This window comes from Prosthecochloris sp., from assembly GCA_015482705.2.
In the GTDB taxonomy this organism is placed as follows: Bacteria; Bacteroidota; Chlorobiia; order Chlorobiales; family Chlorobiaceae; genus Prosthecochloris.
Genome location: JADMLA020000007.1, coordinates 16551 through 35309 on the forward strand (window position 1 = coordinate 16551; position 18759 = coordinate 35309).

At 47.5% G+C, this 18759-nt stretch carries 18 protein-coding genes and 1 pseudogene; 10 read left to right on the forward strand and 9 right to left on the reverse strand.

The genetic code is table 11. The features are described 5' to 3' along the window. The first annotated feature begins 45 nt into the window (after positions 1 to 45). From QZ209_RS00875 to QZ209_RS00890, 4 genes are all read left to right on the forward strand, one after another. Positions 46 to 1503, forward strand: coding sequence for a DUF3526 domain-containing protein (locus QZ209_RS00875; RefSeq protein ID WP_294343547.1), 1458 nt, complete (start codon positions 46 to 48; stop codon positions 1501 to 1503). Between the two features lie 36 nt (positions 1504 to 1539). After that, positions 1540 to 3675: a TonB-dependent receptor gene (locus QZ209_RS00880; protein WP_294343550.1), complete on the forward strand. Its 2136-nt coding sequence runs from the start codon at positions 1540 to 1542 to the stop codon at positions 3673 to 3675. 176 nt (positions 3676 to 3851) lie between these two features. Next, a complete protein-coding gene (locus QZ209_RS00885; RefSeq protein ID WP_294343553.1) occupies positions 3852 to 4511 on the forward strand; it encodes a metal-dependent transcriptional regulator in 660 nt (219 codons plus the stop codon). A 14-nt stretch (positions 4512 to 4525) separates the two neighbouring features. Beyond that, positions 4526 to 5140, forward strand: coding sequence for a DUF3793 family protein (locus QZ209_RS00890; RefSeq protein WP_294343557.1), 615 nt, complete (start codon positions 4526 to 4528; stop codon positions 5138 to 5140). A 58-nt stretch (positions 5141 to 5198) separates the two neighbouring features. On the opposite strand, the gene QZ209_RS00895 is transcribed toward QZ209_RS00890, so the two are convergent. From QZ209_RS00895 to QZ209_RS00920, 7 genes are all read right to left on the reverse strand, one after another. Beyond that, on the reverse strand, positions 5199 to 5384 hold the full coding sequence (locus QZ209_RS00895) for a 4Fe-4S binding protein (RefSeq protein ID WP_294343560.1): 186 nt from the start codon (positions 5382 to 5384) through the stop codon (positions 5199 to 5201). Positions 5385 to 5463: 79 nt separating this feature from the next. Then, positions 5464 to 5658, reverse strand: coding sequence for a 4Fe-4S binding protein (locus QZ209_RS12590; RefSeq protein ID WP_366515728.1), 195 nt, complete (start codon positions 5656 to 5658; stop codon positions 5464 to 5466). A 152-nt stretch (positions 5659 to 5810) separates the two neighbouring features. Continuing rightward, positions 5811 to 6038, reverse strand: coding sequence for a FeoC-like transcriptional regulator (locus QZ209_RS00900; RefSeq protein WP_294343564.1), 228 nt, complete (start codon positions 6036 to 6038; stop codon positions 5811 to 5813). 64 nt (positions 6039 to 6102) lie between these two features. Beyond that, positions 6103 to 8451: a Fe(2+) transporter permease subunit FeoB gene (gene feoB, locus QZ209_RS00905; protein ID WP_294343567.1), complete on the reverse strand. Its 2349-nt coding sequence runs from the start codon at positions 8449 to 8451 to the stop codon at positions 6103 to 6105. Beyond that, complete coding sequence (locus QZ209_RS00910; RefSeq protein ID WP_294343569.1) at positions 8451 to 8678, reverse strand: ferrous iron transport protein A; 228 nt, start codon at positions 8676 to 8678, stop codon at positions 8451 to 8453. The genes feoB and QZ209_RS00910 overlap by 1 nt, the downstream gene beginning before the upstream one ends. After that, positions 8675 to 8944: a FeoA family protein gene (locus QZ209_RS00915; protein WP_294343572.1), complete on the reverse strand. Its 270-nt coding sequence runs from the start codon at positions 8942 to 8944 to the stop codon at positions 8675 to 8677. Before QZ209_RS00915 ends, QZ209_RS00910 begins: the two co-directional genes overlap by 4 nt. A gap of 295 nt (positions 8945 to 9239) precedes the next feature. Next, on the reverse strand, positions 9240 to 9746 hold the full coding sequence (locus QZ209_RS00920; RefSeq protein WP_294343573.1) for a rubrerythrin family protein: 507 nt from the start codon (positions 9744 to 9746) through the stop codon (positions 9240 to 9242). Positions 9747 to 9811: 65 nt separating this feature from the next. On the opposite strand from QZ209_RS00920, the gene QZ209_RS00925 reads away from it, so the two are divergent. Together QZ209_RS00925 and QZ209_RS00930 are read left to right on the forward strand one after the other, a co-directional pair. Then, positions 9812 to 10228 (forward strand): Rieske (2Fe-2S) protein, encoded by a 417-nt coding sequence (locus QZ209_RS00925; RefSeq protein WP_294343577.1) that lies wholly within the window; start codon positions 9812 to 9814, stop codon positions 10226 to 10228. Positions 10229 to 10240: 12 nt separating this feature from the next. Continuing rightward, the gene (locus tag QZ209_RS00930) at positions 10241 to 10696 is read left to right on the forward strand and encodes a putative molybdenum carrier protein (protein ID WP_294343581.1); all 456 of its coding nucleotides are present in this window, start codon (positions 10241 to 10243) and stop codon (positions 10694 to 10696) included. Here the strand turns inward: QZ209_RS00930 and carB are convergent. Further along, positions 10681 to 12537, reverse strand: coding sequence for a carbamoyl-phosphate synthase large subunit (gene carB, locus QZ209_RS00935; RefSeq protein WP_294343583.1), 1857 nt, complete (start codon positions 12535 to 12537; stop codon positions 10681 to 10683). The two genes, QZ209_RS00930 and carB, sit on opposite strands and share 16 nt — an antisense overlap. A gap of 290 nt (positions 12538 to 12827) precedes the next feature. Here carB and QZ209_RS00940 point away from each other — a divergent pair, with 290 nt between their 5' ends. The 3 genes from QZ209_RS00940 to QZ209_RS00950 all read left to right on the forward strand — a co-directional run bounded on the left by QZ209_RS00940 (position 12828) and on the right by QZ209_RS00950 (position 16143). Continuing rightward, positions 12828 to 14084 (forward strand): bifunctional 3,4-dihydroxy-2-butanone-4-phosphate synthase/GTP cyclohydrolase II, encoded by a 1257-nt coding sequence (locus QZ209_RS00940; protein ID WP_294343589.1) that lies wholly within the window; start codon positions 12828 to 12830, stop codon positions 14082 to 14084. A gap of 177 nt (positions 14085 to 14261) precedes the next feature. Beyond that, positions 14262 to 15584, forward strand: coding sequence for a serine hydroxymethyltransferase (gene glyA / locus QZ209_RS00945; protein WP_294343592.1), 1323 nt, complete (start codon positions 14262 to 14264; stop codon positions 15582 to 15584). Positions 15585 to 15774: 190 nt separating this feature from the next. Continuing rightward, complete coding sequence (locus QZ209_RS00950) at positions 15775 to 16143, forward strand: DUF2784 domain-containing protein (RefSeq protein ID WP_294343595.1); 369 nt, start codon at positions 15775 to 15777, stop codon at positions 16141 to 16143. Positions 16144 to 16407: 264 nt separating this feature from the next. On the opposite strand, the gene dnaG is transcribed toward QZ209_RS00950, so the two are convergent. Next, positions 16408 to 18303 (reverse strand): DNA primase, encoded by a 1896-nt coding sequence (dnaG, locus tag QZ209_RS00955; protein ID WP_294343597.1) that lies wholly within the window; start codon positions 18301 to 18303, stop codon positions 16408 to 16410. 366 nt (positions 18304 to 18669) lie between these two features. On the opposite strand from dnaG, the pseudogene QZ209_RS00960 reads away from it, so the two are divergent. Continuing rightward, positions 18670 to 18759 (forward strand): annotated as a pseudogene (locus tag QZ209_RS00960) (MotA/TolQ/ExbB proton channel family protein); the annotation flags it as partial.

Here is an 18759-nt window from a genome sequence, read left to right on the forward strand (position 1 = left end):
TGGTTGTACTCGGTCGTGAGTTAATTAATCAGTTGGAGTTACCGGATGAAAAACTTTCTGAACATTTTGCATAACGAGTGGCGGATCATGGTCGCCGATAGAAGCCTATTTCTTGTCTCTCTGTTGCTGATATTTCTTTTAGGCTATGCTCTTTTTATCGGTTTTACCGCAACGGATGTCAGGGAAGAGCGGATACGTGAATTGGAAGTGCAACAGGAACAAAAACTGTCAGCGACAGCAAAACAAATCAGCCTTATAGAGTCGGGTCGTGAAATGCCGACAGCATTTTCCAATCCACTCAATCCAGCGCTTTTGGGCTCGGGACAGGGAGCTCTGCATGCCGTTATGCCGGTCAGTCCATTGTCGCCCATTGCTTTGGGACAGTCCGATATGCTGCCGGATCATTACAGGGTTTCGATAAGGAACAAGACGACGTTCATGTATCAAACCGAAAATGAAAATCCCTGGAATCTCTTGACAGGGCGTTTCGATCCGGTTTTTGTGTTGGTGTACCTCTTGCCACTCTTCATCTTCGCTGTTAGCTACAATCTTGTTTCCTCAGAAAAAGAACAGGGAACTTTACGTATGCAGTTGTCCCAACCGGTGACTCTGCAGCTTCTCATGACTGCTAAATTGACCGCGCGCATGGTACCGGTGATGATTATTTCCATTCTCGCTATCACCTTGCCGTTTCTCATTCTACGTGGTACTGCCGTGACAGCATCCGATCAGTTGCTGTATGGTCTTGTGGCGGTATTGATCGTTCTGGCGTATGCACTTTTCTGGTTCATGCTTGCACTCTTTATTAACAGTTTCGGATTCTCTTCGGCAGGCAACGCTCTTATTCTGGTTGGTATCTGGGCTTTTCTGGTGCTTGTGGCGCCCGTGCTTCTGAACGTATACGTCAGCCGTGTGAGTCCGGCTCCTTCGCGTATCGAACTGGCAACAGAGACTCGCCTGATAACTATCGACGGCTTGAACCGCTATCAAGAACTTCTCTCATCGGATTACCGCCATGTCCAGGAGTCATCGATGCTTTTGCCGAAGGACGGACGGTTCGAGGTGCCGGAACGTCTACAGGCTTTTTATCTCATCAACAAGTCAGTGGACGAAAAGGTCGGGACGCTTCTGGCTGACTTCGAAACGCGTCTGTTCGCACAACAGGACCTGGTAGAACGTTTCGGGTTCGTTTCTCCTGCGATCCTCGCCTATGAGGGACTGTTGTCCATTGCCGGTACCGGCACGAGGCGTTATCAGCATTTTACAGGACAGGTGAATGAGTATCATCAGCAATGGAAAGATTTTTTTGAACCTCGTATCATCTCAGGGCTGGCCATGACCGTAGCCGATTTGGGTAAACTGCCGCGTTTTACATGGCGTGAACTCGATTCGGGCGTAGTTCTTATCGGGAGTCTGATGAAGGCACTGCTGATCTTTCTTATGGTGGCAGTGCTGTTCCTGCTGGGGTTGCGCAACTTTGCGAAAGCCACCGATATTGTGTGATTCCCTTTTTTGTTAACCGATAACTGGAGTAAATTCATGAGAAGATCAGTACTGTTTCAGGCAGTTTTTCCTGCTGTGCTATGTAATGTCCTGCTTGTAACACCTCTTGTTGCCGAAGAGCCGGAATTCACCCTTCCTGAAATTTCGGTGGTAGGTGAAAAGGTATCGACGAGTACCGTCGCGCTCGATGATGAAACTGATGCAGCGTCGCGGCTTGGCCTTACGATACGCGAAACTCCGGCCAGTGTTGAAGTTGTCGATCGGGAGACGATCCAAGAGCGTGGTGATCGGACCGTTTTCGAGGCCGTCGACAAGACGGCTGGATTTGCCAGTGCGTCCAGTCCTGCCTCACCAGGTGTTTTTTCTGTGCGAGGGTTTACCGGCAATAGCGTGGCCTGGTTGTATAATGGCATCAGGATTCCCGGTGGAAGTAACCTCTCGGCGCGCGTTATGGATACAGCGAATCTTGAAAGGATCGAAGTTCTTCGCGGGCCAGCTTCTGTGCTTCATGGAGAGGGGGCGATAGGCGCGGCTATAAACCTCATTTCTCGACAACCAACGTTTAGTGAGCAGCCTATTGAAATCGATTATGGATTTTCGAGTTTCAATTCACATCGGTTCCATGCCGGTACCGGAGGGAGTATCAGGGACGATGAAGTGGCATACCGGCTCGATGTGAGTACAAACCGTTACGGCAGCAATATCGATGATGAGCGGACAATTCTGGACCGTGTGACCGGTTCACTGCTCTTCAAACCGTCAGATAACATGTCGTTTACTCTGGAAGCCGACTATATGCGTGATGAAACCGATAACGCCTATTATGGCACACCGCTGGTTGACGGCAAGTTCGACGAATCGCTGAGGGAGATCAACTATAATAACCTGACCGACAATATTACCGCATCGGATGCTCTTTGGGTACGCGGCAATTTCGAATGGACACCGGCAGCTGAATGGAAAATCACAAACCGTTTGTACTATTACGACGCTTTTCGTGAATGGCGCAATGTCGAAAAATTCACGTATGACAACGGTGTGGTGACACGGTCTTGGTGGGGGGATATCGGTAACGATCATCAGGTTATAGGGGATCGTATCGATGCCCTTTACAAAGGGAAGATAGCCGGCATGGAAAACAGACTCCTTGTCGGTGTCGACTTCAGTTATACTGACTTCGAGAGCGATCGAAACGATTTTTCGGGTTCTGAAATAGTTGATCCATACGATCCTCCCGTTGCTGATTTCATTGATGTAGCCGGAGGATACAGAACTCCTCAACGGGACGTTACCGTCAGTCAATGGGCTGTCTTCATGGAGGACCAGCTATCGATCATACCTTCGTTCAAACTGGTTGGTGGCTTTCGGTACGACACATTTCATGCGGAGTGGATTTATCTCGACGAAGCGGGTTCACCGGAAGCATCGAAAACCCATCGTTTCGCATCATGGCGACTGGGCGCGGTCTATGATCTTACTTCGGACATTGCTCTCTACGCTTCCTATGCGACAGCCGTCGAGCCCGGGAGCACCTTGTTGTTAATCAAACGCAATCAGACCCAACTGGATCTTACCGAGGCAAAACAGATAGAGTTGGGGCTGAAACAGACGTTCTGGGATGGTAAAGGTGAATGGACATTCGCAGTCTACGATATTACCAAAACAAATGTTTTTGTTCCCGATCCATCTTCTCCCGGTGACAAACTGGCTGTCGGCCAACAATCTTCTCGTGGTGCGGAACTGAGTCTTGGGCTGCGTCCAAACCGTCATTGGCAGATCGATGCGAATATCGCTGCGGTCGATGCCCGCTATGATGACTATACGGCCGGGAATCCACCTGTCTCTCTTGAAGATAACAGACCACCCTTCGCCCCCGAATGGGTCGGGAACTTCGGCCTTCGCTACATGATGAATGAAGATCTGGGATTTGGTGCATGGGTGAGACACGTCAGTCCGGTGTATGTCGATGATGCCAATACCCTTGAGCTTGCCGCATATACGACGCTCGATCTTTCGCTCGACTACAAATTCAACTCGTGGGCTAAAGCTGGTGTGAACGTGCGCAATGTCACGGATGAGTTCTATGCGAACTGGTCAAGTCATTACGCGACAGATCAGGTTATCATTGCAAATCCGAGGACGTATGAACTGTTCGTCAATCTGAGGATCTGAGGAAGGAAACTTTTTTTTAAAGATCTTAATTTTTATTTTGTCTAAATAAATAACGATTATATATTACTCACTAACTCCTTTGTTGATTCTCCTTTGTTCTTTCAACCCCTCCGTAATTCGCTTACGGAGGGGTTTTTTTAAGTGACGATATCATAAACGGTTGAACTGTGTGATCGATGCTGAGTGAGTCAAGTGAGATGTATATCCAGACGGTGTTTCGGTTGTCTGAAAAAAAAGGTGAAGTGACTATCGGCATGATTGCCGAGGCGATGGGGTATAGTCTTTCGACAGTTTCAGAAAAGGTGAAAAAACTCACGGATCAGGGACTGCTTTTGCATGAATGGCGTGAAGGGGTGGCTTTGAGCAACGATGGCAGACGGTTGGCGGCAAAACTGCTCAGAAAAAGACGGTTGGTCGAAACCTTTCTGGTTCGTATGGCAGGATATTCTCCTTATGAGGTTCATGAAGATGCCTGTCGCTTGGAGCATGTCGTTTCGGAACGCTTGACCGATGCGCTGGACAAGATGCTTGGTTATCCGGCCAGAGATCCTCACGGTCACCCGATTCCTTCGGCCGAAGGAGAATTGAATGGGATGGAGACGGTTCCTCTTTCCGCAATCGCTCCGGGTTCTCAGGCTAGGGTTTCTGCTATCTGTACGACGGATATAGAAAAAATGAAATACATCAATCGGCTGGGCTTTCTGCCGGACAACATGTGCAGGGTTATAGAAAAGGCGCCTTTTGACGGGCCGGTGATGGTGGCGATGAACGGGAAAAACGTTCCGGTTTCCTTGTCACTTGCCTCGTTGATCGAAGTTGAAACTTTCGATAGCTAAAAAACACAACAGTCATGATAGATAACGATCTGCTGAAACTTCACAAATCTGTGTTTTTGGACTGGAAAAATAAACTGGGGTCTGTCGACAGTTCGCAGGAATCTTTTGAGCGATGGCTGTTTATACAGGTGTCCGGTGTTCTTTTCGGTGGCAAGACGGGAGAGCTGCTTATTGTGAAGAAAGACTTTTTCAATATGCCGTTGGACAACTGTCTTATACATACCGATTCTTTCTGCGAATCATGGGGGTTGAAACATAAATTGCTCGTGATGACCGGTGGTTCCCTGAAATTCATTGTTTACCGGGAAGATGCGGTGAATCTCCGGCTGAAACGGGCGTCGAAAAAAATTCTTCATTGTCATTTGAGGTACCCGTTCGGTTTGAATGCGCAGACATTTCTTCATGAGCTGGCGAACCGTTGGCAGGAAAACGGCAGCATTCCGCATGAAATAGGTGTCGCTCTTGGCTACCCTTTGAAAGATGTGTGGGGGTTTATGGGTTTGAACAACTTCCGCTGCAGTGGAAGTTGCGGGTGGCAGATTTTTGGTGATCCGGAGCCTTCGATGAAAACCCGTGCCCGTTATGCAGATGCCCGCAAGAGAGCGGAATGTCTTCTGCGGGCTGCATAGATTTCACAACCTGTCTATAAGGTCGTTCGATGGCATCGATGGTGCTTAGAATGTTTGTTCAGCCTTGTACGATACATTCTGCCGGACAGACCGAAACACATGCCTGAGCGTCCAGGTCGGCGCATTCGTTACAGGTGTTTGGATCGATAACATATATGTCATCGCCTGCAGAAATGGCATTGACCGGGCATTCCGCTTCGCATGCGGCGCAATAGGTGCATTCTTCGGTGATAAACAGTGCCATGATAATTCCTCGTTAGTTGTTATATAATAGTACGTTGTCAAAGATACAGAATCCTCTGGATGCACATACTCCCGTTTGGTTATGTTTTGACAATAGCCTCCGATGGGCATTGCGGTACACAACGAACGGCTGACATGTTACTGCAATCGTTGCACAGGTTTGCGTCGATAACATAGGTTTTTTCTGTTTCGTGCGCCTTGATGGCATTCCGTGGACATGCTGAGCGGCAGCTATCACACATCACGCAAGCATCCGGGTTGATCGTGAAAGCCATGATTCCCTCCTGCGTTAATGATTATTGAAAACATCTCGTTTTTTCTCTGAAGATGTCCTAAGTATTGCACATCTTCACCTATAAAGATAGAGCAGGAAAGAGGGTTCGTCAATAAAGAATATTGTAGAGAGGTTGACCGAATTCAGCAACGTTTATTCTATCCACTGATACCATACATCATTGCTTGTGCAGCAGGAGCAACTGCTTTTTTTGTTTCCGCATGAACTTTCGGGTGTTTCCTTACGGAGCTTGCCTTTGCGGATCCAGTGCTCGAGCATCGGCTCAAGTGTCTCAGGTGAAGCATTGTAATGGACACTGAGATCGTTGATCGAGACGATACCCCTGTTTTGCAAGTATTCTTTCAGTTCAAGAAGAGACATGAATGATACTGGTTTGATTGGTATGACGGGAGTACCCCTGTGATACTCCCGCTTTTTGAACGGTTTATGCTTCTTCTCTCCGTCTACCTTTCAACCACATAATTACAACTGCAACAACGAAGATAGAAAGCATGGAAAATGTCCAGAGCAACGATCCTGAAGGGTTTACGGAAAAAGTGCCGAGCTGATAAAAAATGACAGCTGCGATATATGCCAGGCCGGTAGTCCACAGCCCAACAAAAACTGTCCATCCAAGGTTTGTTTCACGATATACCGCTGCGATCGCCGCGACACAGGGAAAGTAGAGGAGAACAAAAAGCAGGTAGGCGAACGCACCGATTTTACCGTCGAACAAGTTGACCATCGATCCGAAGATAGAGGCTTCGACCTCCTGTTCTTCAGCTGCTGTTTCCATGTCGGAAACATCTCCGATAGAGATTCCCAGCGGGTCGAGAAGAGAGCCTGCAAGAGCCCCGAGGTTTGCAGGTATTGTCGCAAAAGAGTCGTTGATACCGGCCCAGAAGTCGAACTCTTCATTTTCCTCGTCAGTCTTCTCTCCATCGCTTCCTATCTGGGCATACAGGGCGTCAAGCGTACCCACAACCGCTTCTTTGGCGAAAATACCGGTGAAAATACCGACGGTAGCCGGCCAGTTGTCTTCAGTGATTCCCATCGGGGTGAATGCCGGCGATATTGTTTTGCTGATCGACGATAGTACTGACTTTTCAGTATCTTCGTTGCCAAACGAACCATCCGTTCCCAGCGAATTGAGAAAGCTCAACACGACGATGACCGGGACAAGTACTTTACCGGCACGAACCAGGAATGATTTCAGGCGGTCCCAGGTTCTCAGCAGGATACCTTTCACGGTAGGGAAATGGTAGGGGGGAAGCTCCATAAGAAAATGGCTTGTTTCGCCTTTCAAGAGAGTATTTTTCAAAACCAGAGCGGTCAGCACAGCAAATGCAATCCCTATCAGATAAAGCAGGAATACAATGTTCTGTCCTCCCACAGGAAAAAACGCTGCGGCGAATAGAGCGTAGACAGGAAGTCTCGCGCCGCAGGACATGAAGGGATTCATCATGATTGTCATCAGGCGGTCTCTCTGGTTTTCAATGGTCCGGGTACCCATGATAGCCGGGACATTACAGCCAAATCCTACCAAGAGGGGGATGAATGCCTTGCCAGGCAAACCAAGAAAACGCATTCCCCGGTCCATGACAAATGCCGCTCTGGCCATGTAGCCCGAGTCCTCGAGAAAAGAAAGGAAGAGAAACATAAATCCTATGGGAGGGATGAATGTCGCCATGGTTTGAATACTGCCGCCAAGCCCTGAAGCCAGGAGGGTGAGTAACCATTGCGGCGTTTCAAGCGGTTCGAGCAGTGCGCTGAGGCCATCGACGAAAATAGTCCCTGCGAACATGTCGAAAAAATCGATAAAAGCACCGCCAAGATTGATGGTGAACATGAACATGGTGTACATTGCCGCCAGAAAGATCGGAATACCCCAGATACGGCTCAAAACAACCTTGTCGATTTTGTCTGAAACGGTTTCCGAAACTTCCAGTTTTCTCCGGACCACTTCATTGACTATTGTACTGATACGGCGGTAATGACTATCGGCCACGATAATGTCGATGTCTTCATCGAGTTCCAGAGAGAGCTTTTTTCTTGCTCGAGAAAGTTCGACTTGCAACTCCTGGTCGACAAGCTTTTCCAGAGGCAGGTCTCCTTCGAGAAGCTTAGCAGCCATCCATCGAGGATCAGTGTCCGTTTGCCTGCCGTTGGTACGCAGTTTTTCGGCGAAAGTTTCAATCGCGACATTGAGGTTTCGAGGATATTGTGCAGGGGAACGGTACTCTTTATAACGGTCGATTTCCTGATAAATAGCAATTTTCAGAGCAGGGATTCCCCTGTTTTTCGAGGCGATGATGGGAATGACCCGACAGCCGAGTTTCGATTCAAGAGCATGGATGTCGATTTCAAGGCCCCGTTCGTTGGCAACATCCATCATATTCAAGGCTATCAGCACTGGAACGTTCATTTCAAGCAAACGGCTTGTGAGGTAGAGATTCCGTTCCAAGTTCGATGCATCGACGATGTTGATGATCAGTTTTGCCTCTTTTGACAGTATATATTCTCTTGCAATTTCCTCATCGACGGACGATGCTGTAAGGGAGTACACCCCCGGTAGATCGACCAGCTCTATTTCGAGATCTTCATGAGTGTATGTTCCTGTCTTACGGTCAACGGTGACACCGGGCCAGTTGCCGGTTTTCTGGTTCAGACCGGTGAGAGCGTTGAACAGTGTTGTCTTTCCGCAGTTCGGGTTACCGGCGAGTGCAATCGTTGCCTTTCGTGTGTTCTTTTGGTTTTCCGTTGTTTGTTCATTCACTATCATGGTGTCGGGCATTAGTGCACCTCCTCGACGATTATTTCCTCGATGTCTTTTTTACGTAATGAAAGTTTGTATTGTTTGATCAGGACTTCGACGGGATCTCCAAGGGGCGCGATGCGTATAACCTGAACTCTTTCTCCTTTGAGAACACCCATGTCGATCAGTTTTGATTTGAGAGAACCGGAACACGAGATTTTTTTGATCCGTGCGGTTTGTCCTTTTGTGAGCTCCGACAGTTTCATATGTTGCCACTCCCTATTAAAATGTTCTTTGCCAGCCCGCGTCCCAGAACCATTCTGCTGTCCTGAAGCTTGACTAAAAGCGGGCTGCCGTTTCTGTTTTGGAGCACGGTCACCTGCTGTCCTTCATAAAATCCCATTTCTCTCAACCGTGCTGCCCCGCTGTGGTGCGACCCATGGCCATGACCATGCTGCTGGCGGTGTCCATTGTTGAGGATGCCGACGATTTTACCGGTCATGCCCTGTTTTATTTGTGTCAGAGGTGTCATAACGATTGTTATCTCTCCGGTTACATTGTCAATGCATTTTCCGGTGTGGTTTACTTTTGGTTTCAGATGCTATCGTGTTGCCCGTCTTTCATTGCGGCAGGCCTTGTTCCAGAATGATTGTTATTATCGCTGTATAAAAATATGACAGCATGTTCGAGAGAAAATATATTGATTTAAATGGACTAAATACAAATAGGTTTTTTGAAAAAGGAACATTGGCGGCGGTTTGGTGCCGATATCGAGTTATTATGCGTTTTCAGAAAAGGAGCGACGCACAGTCACAATATGTTTCAGTTCAGTCTTTTTCTCGAAAGGGGATGTCGTGCTCCAGCATGTAGGATTGTATGCGGTCGGCATGATCCTTGTCTTCGAGGTTGAGCTGTTTGAACAATTCGTCGGAAAGGGAGCAGGATTTGCTGTTCATGAACTCCTGGTAATGGATTTCTCCAACAGATTGTTCGAGATCATACGCTGTTTGAAAAGCGACCTGACGCGAAGGAGGGCTGGTGTTGTACTCGGCGATAAGCGTTTCGAGTTCGTCATTTGAGGATTGCAGCGCCTTGAGATCGGAAGTCAGCAGGTTTTCCGGGAGGAGACCGGAAGGTTTTTGAATGTTTTTTTCGTTACGCAGAAGTGCTGCATGGTTTCGTTCTTCGATCGAAAGCTGCCACCAGAACTCTTCGTCTTCCTCGAAGAGATCGTGAAACAGCGTGTAAAGGCGGCTTATATTGATTTCGTGAACTATAGAAAGGTCGAGAAGTTCAGATAATGATGCATCCATGGGAAAAAGGTGAGTTGGCATGACAGTTTCGTTAATGTAAATTTCAATGTTTCGGTGTACAATGTCAACCTTCAATTACGATAAAAATGACCGTAAAAAAACTCGATAGAAATTTTTTCCAGCGTTTGTTCGGTATCTGTGCGACTCCCAAGCCTCTGCAGGAGCAAAGTTGGAAAAAGGAAGATGGAAAAATCACTATTGACCTCACCATGATGTCCGAGCTTAGCAGTAAAGGCTCCGCCATTAGGATCGAGGGAGAAGGGGTTGATATTCCTGTTCTTGTTGTGCATGGTGATGATGGTGAGTATCACGCTTTCGAAAACAGATGCACTCATGGAAAGCGTGCTCTCGATCCTGTTCCCGGAACAAAAACAGTTCAGTGCTGCAGTATCGGAACTTCAACATTCAACTATGATGGTGCTTTGGTCGAAGGCCCTGGAAAAGGACCGTTGAAGGTTTATGAGGTGAGCCGAATGGGAGAAACCTTGAGCATAGTTGTATAGAATTGCTGTTCAATGTTCAGGAAAATTGTTTCTGGCGGACAGACCGGTGTCGATCGGGCTGCCCTGGATTTTGCTTTGGCGCACGAAATCGAGCACGGTGGGTGGTGCCCGAAAGGGAGGCTGGCGGAGGATGGAAAACTGGATGAAAGATACCTCCTGCACGAAACGCCTCGAAAAGAGTATAATCAGCGGACCGAATGGAATGTGAGAGATTCCGACGGCACGTTGGTTATCTTCAGCCTTGAGCTGACAGGAGGTGCTCTCTATACCTGTGAGGTCGCCCGAAAACTGGGAAAGCCGGTCTTTACAGCTGGATCGGGAGGTTTCGGGAAAGAACGGGAGGTTTTTGACTGGTTGGCAAACAACAATATCGAGATAGTGAATATCGCCGGCCCGAGATCAAGCTCGGAGCCGGCGATTTATGCTATGACTCTGGAGTTTCTCGGGAATCTCTATGCCTGCCGGTAAGCGGCGTATTCCTGCAGACTTTTAACGCCAAACTCCTGTTGACGAAGGCATGCAATTGCTTGCACGGACGCTTCGGCAGCTTCGATGGTGGTGACAAAGGGAACACCGTTCATGACCGATGCCGCCCCGATAGCTTCCTCGTCATGCAGCGCTCTTTCGCCCAGAGGGGTATTGATGACAAGGTCGATTTTGCCGAGCCTGATCGTGTCAAAGACATTTGGTCGTCCTTCTTCACCGACTTTGAACACTTTTTTACATTCAATACCGTTTTCGGCAAGAAACTGTTGCGTTCCTGCCGTGGCTATGAGGTCGAATCCAATATCGTAAAGTTCTTTTGCGATATTGATGATTCTTTCGTCTTTGTCATGATTGTTTACACTGATGAACACCGATCCGGATGTCGGAAGCTCCATGTTCGCTGCCTGGTATGCTTTTGCGAAAGCTTCGGGAAAGTCGTATGCAAGGCTCATTGCTTCCCCCGTTGAGCGCATTTCAGGACCGAGATAGACTCCGGACTTCAGGAATTTCGAGAAAGGAAAGACCGGCTCCTTGATGGCAAGATGGCTCATGCCGAGTTCGTCGCAGTCAGCCAGGCGGTATTCCTTGCGAAGGTCCGAGAGCTTTTCTCCCAGCATGACCCGTGTTGCGATTTTTACGAGCGGAACAGCGGTCGCTTTCCCAACGAATGGAACGGTACGGCTTGCTCTGGGATTGACTTCGATGACATACACCTTGTTGTTCTGAACAGCATACTGAACGTTCATCAATCCAACCACATTCAGGCTTTCGGCAAGCCTGCGTGTATACTCTTTCATGGTTTCGATAACAGACGGATCGATGTTATGGTAGGGAAGAATGGAGGTCGAGTCCCCGCTGTGTATACCGGCGGCTTCGACATGCTGCATCATACCGCTGACAACGCAGTCCGTACTATCCGCGAGCGCATCGATATCGAATTCAACCGCAGTTTCAAGAAAGCGATCGATCAACAGCGGATATTTCTCCGAGATGAACAATGCCTGATCGACATATTCCTTGAGTGAGTCATCACTGTAGATGATTTTCATCGCTCGTCCTCCAAGGACATAGCTGGGTCTTACCAGGACAGGATAACCGATTCTGCCGGTAATTTCCTGTGCTTCTTCAAACGATACCGCGGTATCGTAATCCGGATGAGGGATATCGAGCTTGCGGAGAAGCGCCCCGAATTTTTTTCGGTCTTCAGCAAGATCGATGCCTTTGGACGAGGTGCCGAGGATCGCCACTCCCGCTTCTTCGAGTTTTGTGGAAAGTTTCAGCGGTGTCTGACCTCCAAAACTTACAATGACGCCAAGGGGCTGTTCATGCTCGAGAATACGAATGGTGTCTTCGAACGTAAGTGGTTCGAAATACAGCTTGTCTGCGATGTCGTAGTCGGTAGAAACGGTTTCAGGGTTGCAGTTGATCATGATCGATTCATAACCGGCTTCCCTGAGTGCAAAAACAGCTTGAACGCAACAATAATCGAATTCTATCCCTTGCCCGATACGGTTCGGACCGCCTCCCAGTATCACCACTTTTTTTCGATCAGAACGAACAGACTCGTTTTCATCGTCGTATGTCGAGTAATGATAGGGTGTTTTTGCGTCGAATTCGGCTGCGCAGGTGTCAACAGTCTTGAACACAGAGTCAAGACCATAGTGTTTTCTCAGGTTTCGGATGTCCTGATCGGAAACATTGAAGATATAGGCAAGTTGACAGTCGGAAAAACCGTGTTCTTTTGCCTTTAACAGATGCTCTCTGGATAATTTGCCGGTCAGGCTGAGGACTTCTTCGGACAGATCTGAAGCTGCTGTGGTCATGCAGTGTCGATGAGTTTTACGTAGCTTACAGGAAAAGCTGGAACTGATAAAAAAAGATAAGAAAAATACCCTGGTAATCGAAAATCCGTGAAGTATACAAAAATGCAAAGGGTTATCAAAGAGGGGGTTTGTATCCGAAGATTTTTTACATTACAGTACGTTATACGGAGTTTCGGGTCACCTGTTTTTGCTACTGCATTCCATCATTTCGTCCGGGTTGAAACTGCATCTGTTTTGGAGTGCCGGTTTAGTATCAATACAGGGATCATTAACATTTGGGATATATCAGTATGGAACAGTCAAAGATTGATTCAATTGAGTCGGCAATCGATGATATAAAGGCAGGAAAGCTTGTTATTGTTATCGATGATGAGGACCGTGAGGATGAAGGTGATTTTATAGCGGCTGCTGAGAAAGTAACACCGGAAATGGTGAACTTCATCACCAAAGAGGCAAGAGGTTTGCTCTGTGTTGCAGTGACTATGGAACGCTCGAAAGAACTGCAGCTCGATCCGATGGTTCAACGAAACACTTCTCAGCATGAAACCAATTTTACCGTATCGGTCGATGCCCTCGCCGAAGGGGTGACAACCGGTATTTCCGCATACGACCGGTATATGACGATAAAAATGCTGGGTGATCCCGATTCTCATGCGGATGATTTTTCAAGGCCGGGGCATATTTTCCCTTTACGTGCAATGGATGGCGGTGTTCTCAGAAGAGTCGGCCACACAGAAGCTGCGGTTGATCTTGCCGAACTTGCAGGATGTTCACCTGCGGGGCTTCTCTGTGAAATCCTGCATGATGACGGGAGTATGGCGAGGCTTCCCGAACTGCTGAAGATCAAAGAGAAGTTCGGGTTGAAGCTGATTACCATAAAGGATCTTGTTGCGTACCAGATGAAGCGCAAGAAACTGGTTTCCCGCTCTGTAGAAACAAGACTGCCGACGAAGCACGGAGAGTTCAGGCTGATTGCATACGGGACTTGTTGTGATGACAAGCAGCAGAACAATCTTGCTTTTGTGAAAGGTGACGTAGATACTGACGAGCCGGTTCTTGTGCGTGTCCATTCTCAGTGTGCTACCGGTGATGTTTTCGCTTCGTTACGTTGCGACTGCGGAAACCAGCTCGCCGCCGCCATGCAGCAGATTGAAAAGGAAGGCAGAGGTGTTTTGGTCTATCTGATGCAGGAAGGGCGCGGCATCGGTCTTATCAACAAATTGAAAGCGTATAATCTTCAGGATGAAGGTTTCGATACGGTGGAAGCCAATGAAAAACTCGGCTTCAAGGCCGACCTCAGGGATTATGGTATCGGGGCGCAAATCCTCCAGGATCTCGGAGTGAAGAACATGCGCCTGATGACCAACAATCCGAAAAAGATCATAGGGCTCGAGGGGTATGGACTCGAAATAGTCGAAAGGGTGCCGATCGAGATAGCTCCGAATCCAGTCAATCAGGTGTATCTCGAGACCAAACGGGATAAAATGGGGCATATGATCTCATGTTCCTGCATTTGTTCGTCGGAAAACGATCATCAGCATAAATGATGAGCTGAGGTCAATAGGCAAGAATACTGTATTGGAGGTTGTGGATTGCCGATCCCTTGATGTGCAGAGTCGTTGCTTATCACTTTTTTGTCTTTTGACCTTGATGTCATGATGCAAGGAAATCAATCGATAATCTCTAACCGTTAACCACTATACAACAAGGAGAATAAACAGCATATGAACATGGAGGTCCTTCAGAAACAGGATAATGAGATTTTTGATGCGATAAGCGGTGAAGTTCGCCGCCAGACGGAAACTCTCGAACTGATTGCATCTGAGAATTTTGCAAGCCGTGCCGTTATGGAAGCTTGCGGTTCGGTCATGACAAACAAGTATGCCGAAGGATATCCAGGCAAAAGGTATTACGGGGGTTGTGAGTATGTCGATGTTGCGGAAAACCTCGCCAGGGAACGTGCGAAAAAACTGTTCGGTTGCGAGTATGTCAATGTCCAGCCGCATTCGGGTTCGAGTGCGAACATGGGGGTGCTTTTTGCTGTATTGAAGCCCGGTGACAAGATTATGGGACTCGATCTGTCGCACGGCGGCCATTTGACTCATGGCAGCAAGGTCAATTTTTCGGGTCAGTTTTTTGAGGCTCATACTTATGGGGTGGACAGGGCGACAGGTTGCATCGATATGAACAAGATCGAGGAAATGGCTCTTCAGGTTCGTCCGAAGCTTATCATCTGCGGAGCGAGTGCCTATTCCCAGGGATTTGATTTCAAAGCGTTCAGAAGTGTTGCCGATAAGGTAGGGGCTTTTCTCATGGCCGATATCGCTCATCCGGCAGGCCTGATTGCTTCGGGTTTGTTGAACGATCCCATACCGCACTGTCATTTTGTGACAACGACAACCCATAAAACCCTTCGGGGGCCTCGGGGTGGCATGATCATGATGGGTCAGGACTTCGAAAACCCCCTTGGAATCACGGTCAAGACGAAGAGCGGAGTACGTACCAAAATGATGTCCGAGGTGATCGACGCAGAGATCATGCCCGGAATTCAGGGGGGACCGCTTATGCATATTATCGCTGCCAAAGGTGTCGCTTTCGGTGAAGCCTTGCGGCCCGAGTTTCATGACTATGCAGTACAGGTTCGTAAAAATGCGGCTGTTATGGCTGACAAGTTTATCGGTCTCGATTACCACATTGTCAGCGGTGGAACAAAAAACCATCTTATGCTGATCGATCTGCGCAACAAGGATGTTACCGGAAAGGTCGCGGAAAACCTTCTGCATAAAGCAGGTATTACAGTCAATAAAAATATGGTGCCTTTCGATGATAAGTCTCCTTTTGTGACAAGCGGTATCCGTATCGGAACACCGGCTATGACGACAAGAGGGATGAACGAATCACACGCGGAAACCATTGTAGGATTGATCGACAGGGTTATCAGCGCAGCTAACAGTGACCGGGCAGAAAAAGTTTGTGTGCAGGTAAGAGAGGATGTCAAGGCGATGTGCGGGGCATTACCTCTCAATGATTTTGGCCCTACTCCATGAATGAGAAGCTGGAATTCGGAAGACTGTTGAATTGTTTGTTTGTTGAATTTTAGAGCGACATGTCGGGATGCTCGTTCATGTGAGATACCTGCCGATGATCCCGTAGGGGCGAAAAATTTTTCGCCCCTACGGTGCTTCTCGGTGTCGAATGCTATCCCTCCCAACTCGTCACGCGCTTATCTGAGAAATCATGGTCTACGAAATCGCTGCGGATGTCGTTGTGGCTTTCCATCTCTTGTTTATCATCTTTGTGATGGCAGGTGGACTATTGTTCTTTTTGAAACGCTGGGTCATATGGTTCCATCTTCCTGCTGTTGTCTGGGCTGTGCTGATCGAGTGGGAAGGGTGGATCTGTCCTTTGACTCCCCTTGAAAACTATCTTCGACATACAGCAGAGGGAACCGGTTACGAAGGAGGGTTTATCGGGCACTATCTTCTTCCAGTTGTTTATCCGGCAGGTCTTACACCGGAGATACAATATTTTCTCGGGGTATTGGTGATCGCCGTGAATCTTCTTTTATATGGTGTATACGTGATTACTTCGTTGCGCAACAGGTGAGGTGAAATGAAAGCATTACGGTTGGTTGTTACCTGCGCCTGAATGTGAGCCACAGGAGGCCGGCCAAAAGGTATATCGAGAGGAACGTCATAAGCTCGAAAAACATGTGTGAATGTATGAATTCGGAAAGCATAGGGGATCACTGGTTGGGGGTTGAAAGTGATTTTATGATAATATTATAAGAAATAAAATGCACAAGTAATACGATTTAGTTACACTGATGTGTTTTTTTCAAGCGACGGAGCCTGGTTTTGCAAGATCATCTCAATGGCTTTGCAGGATGATCTTGATCATCTTATTGACCTCTGCTTCGGTTGTCTGTTCTTCCTTACGCAGAATGTTGAGTTCGGCTGCAAGTTTTTTTTCCATATCGAGGTCGGGGGCAGTGTGTAATTTTTCGGTTACCCGCTTTCTTTTTTCTCGGAAATCTTCCAGGATAAGACTTCTCACTGAATCGAGAAAGGCAGTCAAACACCGTTTTGCTTTTTGCTGCTGCTCGTCGAATGATTCGTACCAACGTTTGCTCACCGGCGGATCTATCAAGAGGCCCGAAGCGAGGTCGCGAGCTTCAGGAAGCGATATCGAGCTTATTTCCGTTGTGATGTCAAGGTAGCTGTCAGGAACGCTCTGTTTTTCCCGGTATCGTTTGATAAGGTGTTGGAGTATATGGGTTGCCAGCGGATTGGATAGTTTCAGGAGTGCTTCATGAGAAGCACAAAACTCGAGTACTTCGTTTCCATACCATGTGCTTTCGAGCAATGCTTTGATGAATGTTTTTTCAAGCACCGAAAGCGATGAATTATTTACGGTGCTTTTGTCTGCAATTTCCTTTTCATACTCAGATCGTTTTACACTGCGCTTCATGGGTTTGGCCTCAGCCATAATTTCCTTGAGAACCGCTACGCTGATGCCGACTTTTTGTTCGAGTTCCTGCAGGTAAAATTCTTTGCGGGCAGTGTCGGGAACAAGTGCGACTGTTTTGAGCATTTCATGGACAGCATGTGATTTTTTCTCCGGTTGTTCGAAAAAACCGAGCTTGCGATAAAAGGAGATTTGAAAATCGGTAAACGATTCTCTCGAACTTTCTACGAACTGCAAAAACCCTTCTTTCCCATTTTTTCTTATAAGACTATCCGGATCTTCACCTTTCGGGAGGGATGCTATCCAAGGTGTAAGACCCGATCCTACAAGGATATCAATCCCTGAAAGCATTGATTTTAACCCGGCTTCGTCGCCGTCATAAACAAAGAGCACGTCTTCGGTGTATCGTCGCAATATTTTTGCCTGTTCACGGGTCAGTGCCGTTCCGCAGGATGCTACTGCGTTACAGAGGTCGGCCTGATGAAGGGCCAGCACATCCATATAACCTTCTACAAGAATAGCCAAGGCCTCTTTGCGAATAGTTTCTTTCGCTGTATGCAGACCATAGAGGACTTTGGATTTGTCGAAGACTCTACTTTCGGGTGAATTGAGGTATTTAGGAGTATCTTTATCGTTGCTCAGCGTTCTTCCACCGAAACCGATGACCTGGCCGCCTATGGAAAAAATTGGAAACATGATCCGGTTACGGAAGTAGTCGTAGTAAGAGTTTTTTTTCGCGTTGTGATAAACAATGCCTGTCGAAACGAGATGTTCGAGCGGTATTTTAGCGCGTTTTGCATGAGAAAGCAGGTACTCCCACTGGTCGGGCGCATAGCCAAGGCCGAATGTTGTTATGGTTTTGGGGGTTAGACCTCTTTTGGTCACAAGGTAGCCGAGTCCCGTTTTCCCATCTGAGGAATTAAGCAGCCGGTTGAAAAGCCTTGCCGCCCACTTGAGCGTTTCGTGGGCGGTTTGCTCGGCTGGACCGGGAGTTGCCTGACCTTTCACATAGCTGCTGATATCCACACCGCAACGTTTGGCACCTATTTCCACTGCTTCAGGGAAAGAGACCTTTTCCATTTCCATGATGAAGGTAAAGACGTTTCCTCCTTTTCCGCTTGAAAAACACTTGTAGATCTGCTTATCAGGAGAGACGACGAACGAGGGTGTTTTTTCCTTGGTGAAAGGTGAAAGTGCCTTGAAGTTTCTACCGGAGGGCCGGAGTTTCACATAATCCGATATCACATCGACGATATCGCAGCTTTCTCGTATTTCGTCAATTTTGTTCTGCGGAATCATTGAACGATGCGGTATGCTTTTGTGGAATTGTTTGTATCGCGTTTTTCAGCTTTCCTATCTTTTTGGTTTGCTCGATGCTTTTGATCATATGATAGTGTGAAAAACAGCAATTCGCAATCGTCGGTCATTCGTATCGTGTTTTTATTTATGCGGACGGTTAAGAAAATATCGACCAGAGAAAAAAGATTTTTCCTGAAACTTTCATTTTTTCTAAATTTCTCGACAATACTGTAAAAATGCTTATCGGTTGAGGTTGAAAAACGGTTTTTCGCAGTTGTTTTTATTTGTATACTTCCCGTAATCAGTCATGTTCATCTTCCGCAGTCGGTAGTATATCCACAATATGTTTAAAAATATATTCATGCTATGAAACAAGGAATATTCACGACTCTCCTGATCGTGTTGACGACGCTGGTGTCGGGAGGTTTTTACCTCTGGATGGGAACGACGCCGGAC

Excerpts from the sequence above, each read along its gene's own strand:
- QZ209_RS00940 (WP_294343589.1), top strand. The coding sequence starts at position 12,828 with ATGGAACAGTCAAAGATTGATTCAATTGAGTCGGCAATCGATGATATA.
- QZ209_RS00900 (WP_294343564.1), bottom strand. The coding sequence starts at position 6,038 with ATGTCTCTTCTTGAACTGAAAGAATACTTGCAAAACAGGGGTATCGTC.
- QZ209_RS00910 (WP_294343569.1), bottom strand. The coding sequence starts at position 8,678 with ATGAAACTGTCGGAGCTCACAAAAGGACAAACCGCACGGATCAAAAAA.
- feoB (WP_294343567.1), bottom strand. The coding sequence starts at position 8,451 with ATGCCCGACACCATGATAGTGAATGAACAAACAACGGAAAACCAAAAG.
- QZ209_RS00925 (WP_294343577.1), top strand. The coding sequence starts at position 9,812 with ATGACCGTAAAAAAACTCGATAGAAATTTTTTCCAGCGTTTGTTCGGT.
- carB (WP_294343583.1), bottom strand. The coding sequence starts at position 12,537 with ATGACCACAGCAGCTTCAGATCTGTCCGAAGAAGTCCTCAGCCTGACC.
- dnaG (WP_294343597.1), bottom strand. The coding sequence starts at position 18,303 with ATGATTCCGCAGAACAAAATTGACGAAATACGAGAAAGCTGCGATATC.
- QZ209_RS00885 (WP_294343553.1), top strand. The coding sequence starts at position 3,852 with ATGCTGAGTGAGTCAAGTGAGATGTATATCCAGACGGTGTTTCGGTTG.
- QZ209_RS00895 (WP_294343560.1), bottom strand. The coding sequence starts at position 5,384 with ATGGCACTGTTTATCACCGAAGAATGCACCTATTGCGCCGCATGCGAA.
- QZ209_RS00950 (WP_294343595.1), top strand. The coding sequence starts at position 15,775 with ATGGTCTACGAAATCGCTGCGGATGTCGTTGTGGCTTTCCATCTCTTG.
- QZ209_RS00875 (WP_294343547.1), top strand. The coding sequence starts at position 46 with ATGAAAAACTTTCTGAACATTTTGCATAACGAGTGGCGGATCATGGTC.
- QZ209_RS00880 (WP_294343550.1), top strand. The coding sequence starts at position 1,540 with ATGAGAAGATCAGTACTGTTTCAGGCAGTTTTTCCTGCTGTGCTATGT.
- QZ209_RS00890 (WP_294343557.1), top strand. The coding sequence starts at position 4,526 with ATGATAGATAACGATCTGCTGAAACTTCACAAATCTGTGTTTTTGGAC.
- QZ209_RS12590 (WP_366515728.1), bottom strand. The coding sequence starts at position 5,658 with ATGGCTTTCACGATCAACCCGGATGCTTGCGTGATGTGTGATAGCTGC.
- QZ209_RS00915 (WP_294343572.1), bottom strand. The coding sequence starts at position 8,944 with ATGACACCTCTGACACAAATAAAACAGGGCATGACCGGTAAAATCGTC.
- QZ209_RS00920 (WP_294343573.1), bottom strand. The coding sequence starts at position 9,746 with ATGCCAACTCACCTTTTTCCCATGGATGCATCATTATCTGAACTTCTC.
- QZ209_RS00930 (WP_294343581.1), top strand. The coding sequence starts at position 10,241 with ATGTTCAGGAAAATTGTTTCTGGCGGACAGACCGGTGTCGATCGGGCT.
- glyA (WP_294343592.1), top strand. The coding sequence starts at position 14,262 with ATGAACATGGAGGTCCTTCAGAAACAGGATAATGAGATTTTTGATGCG.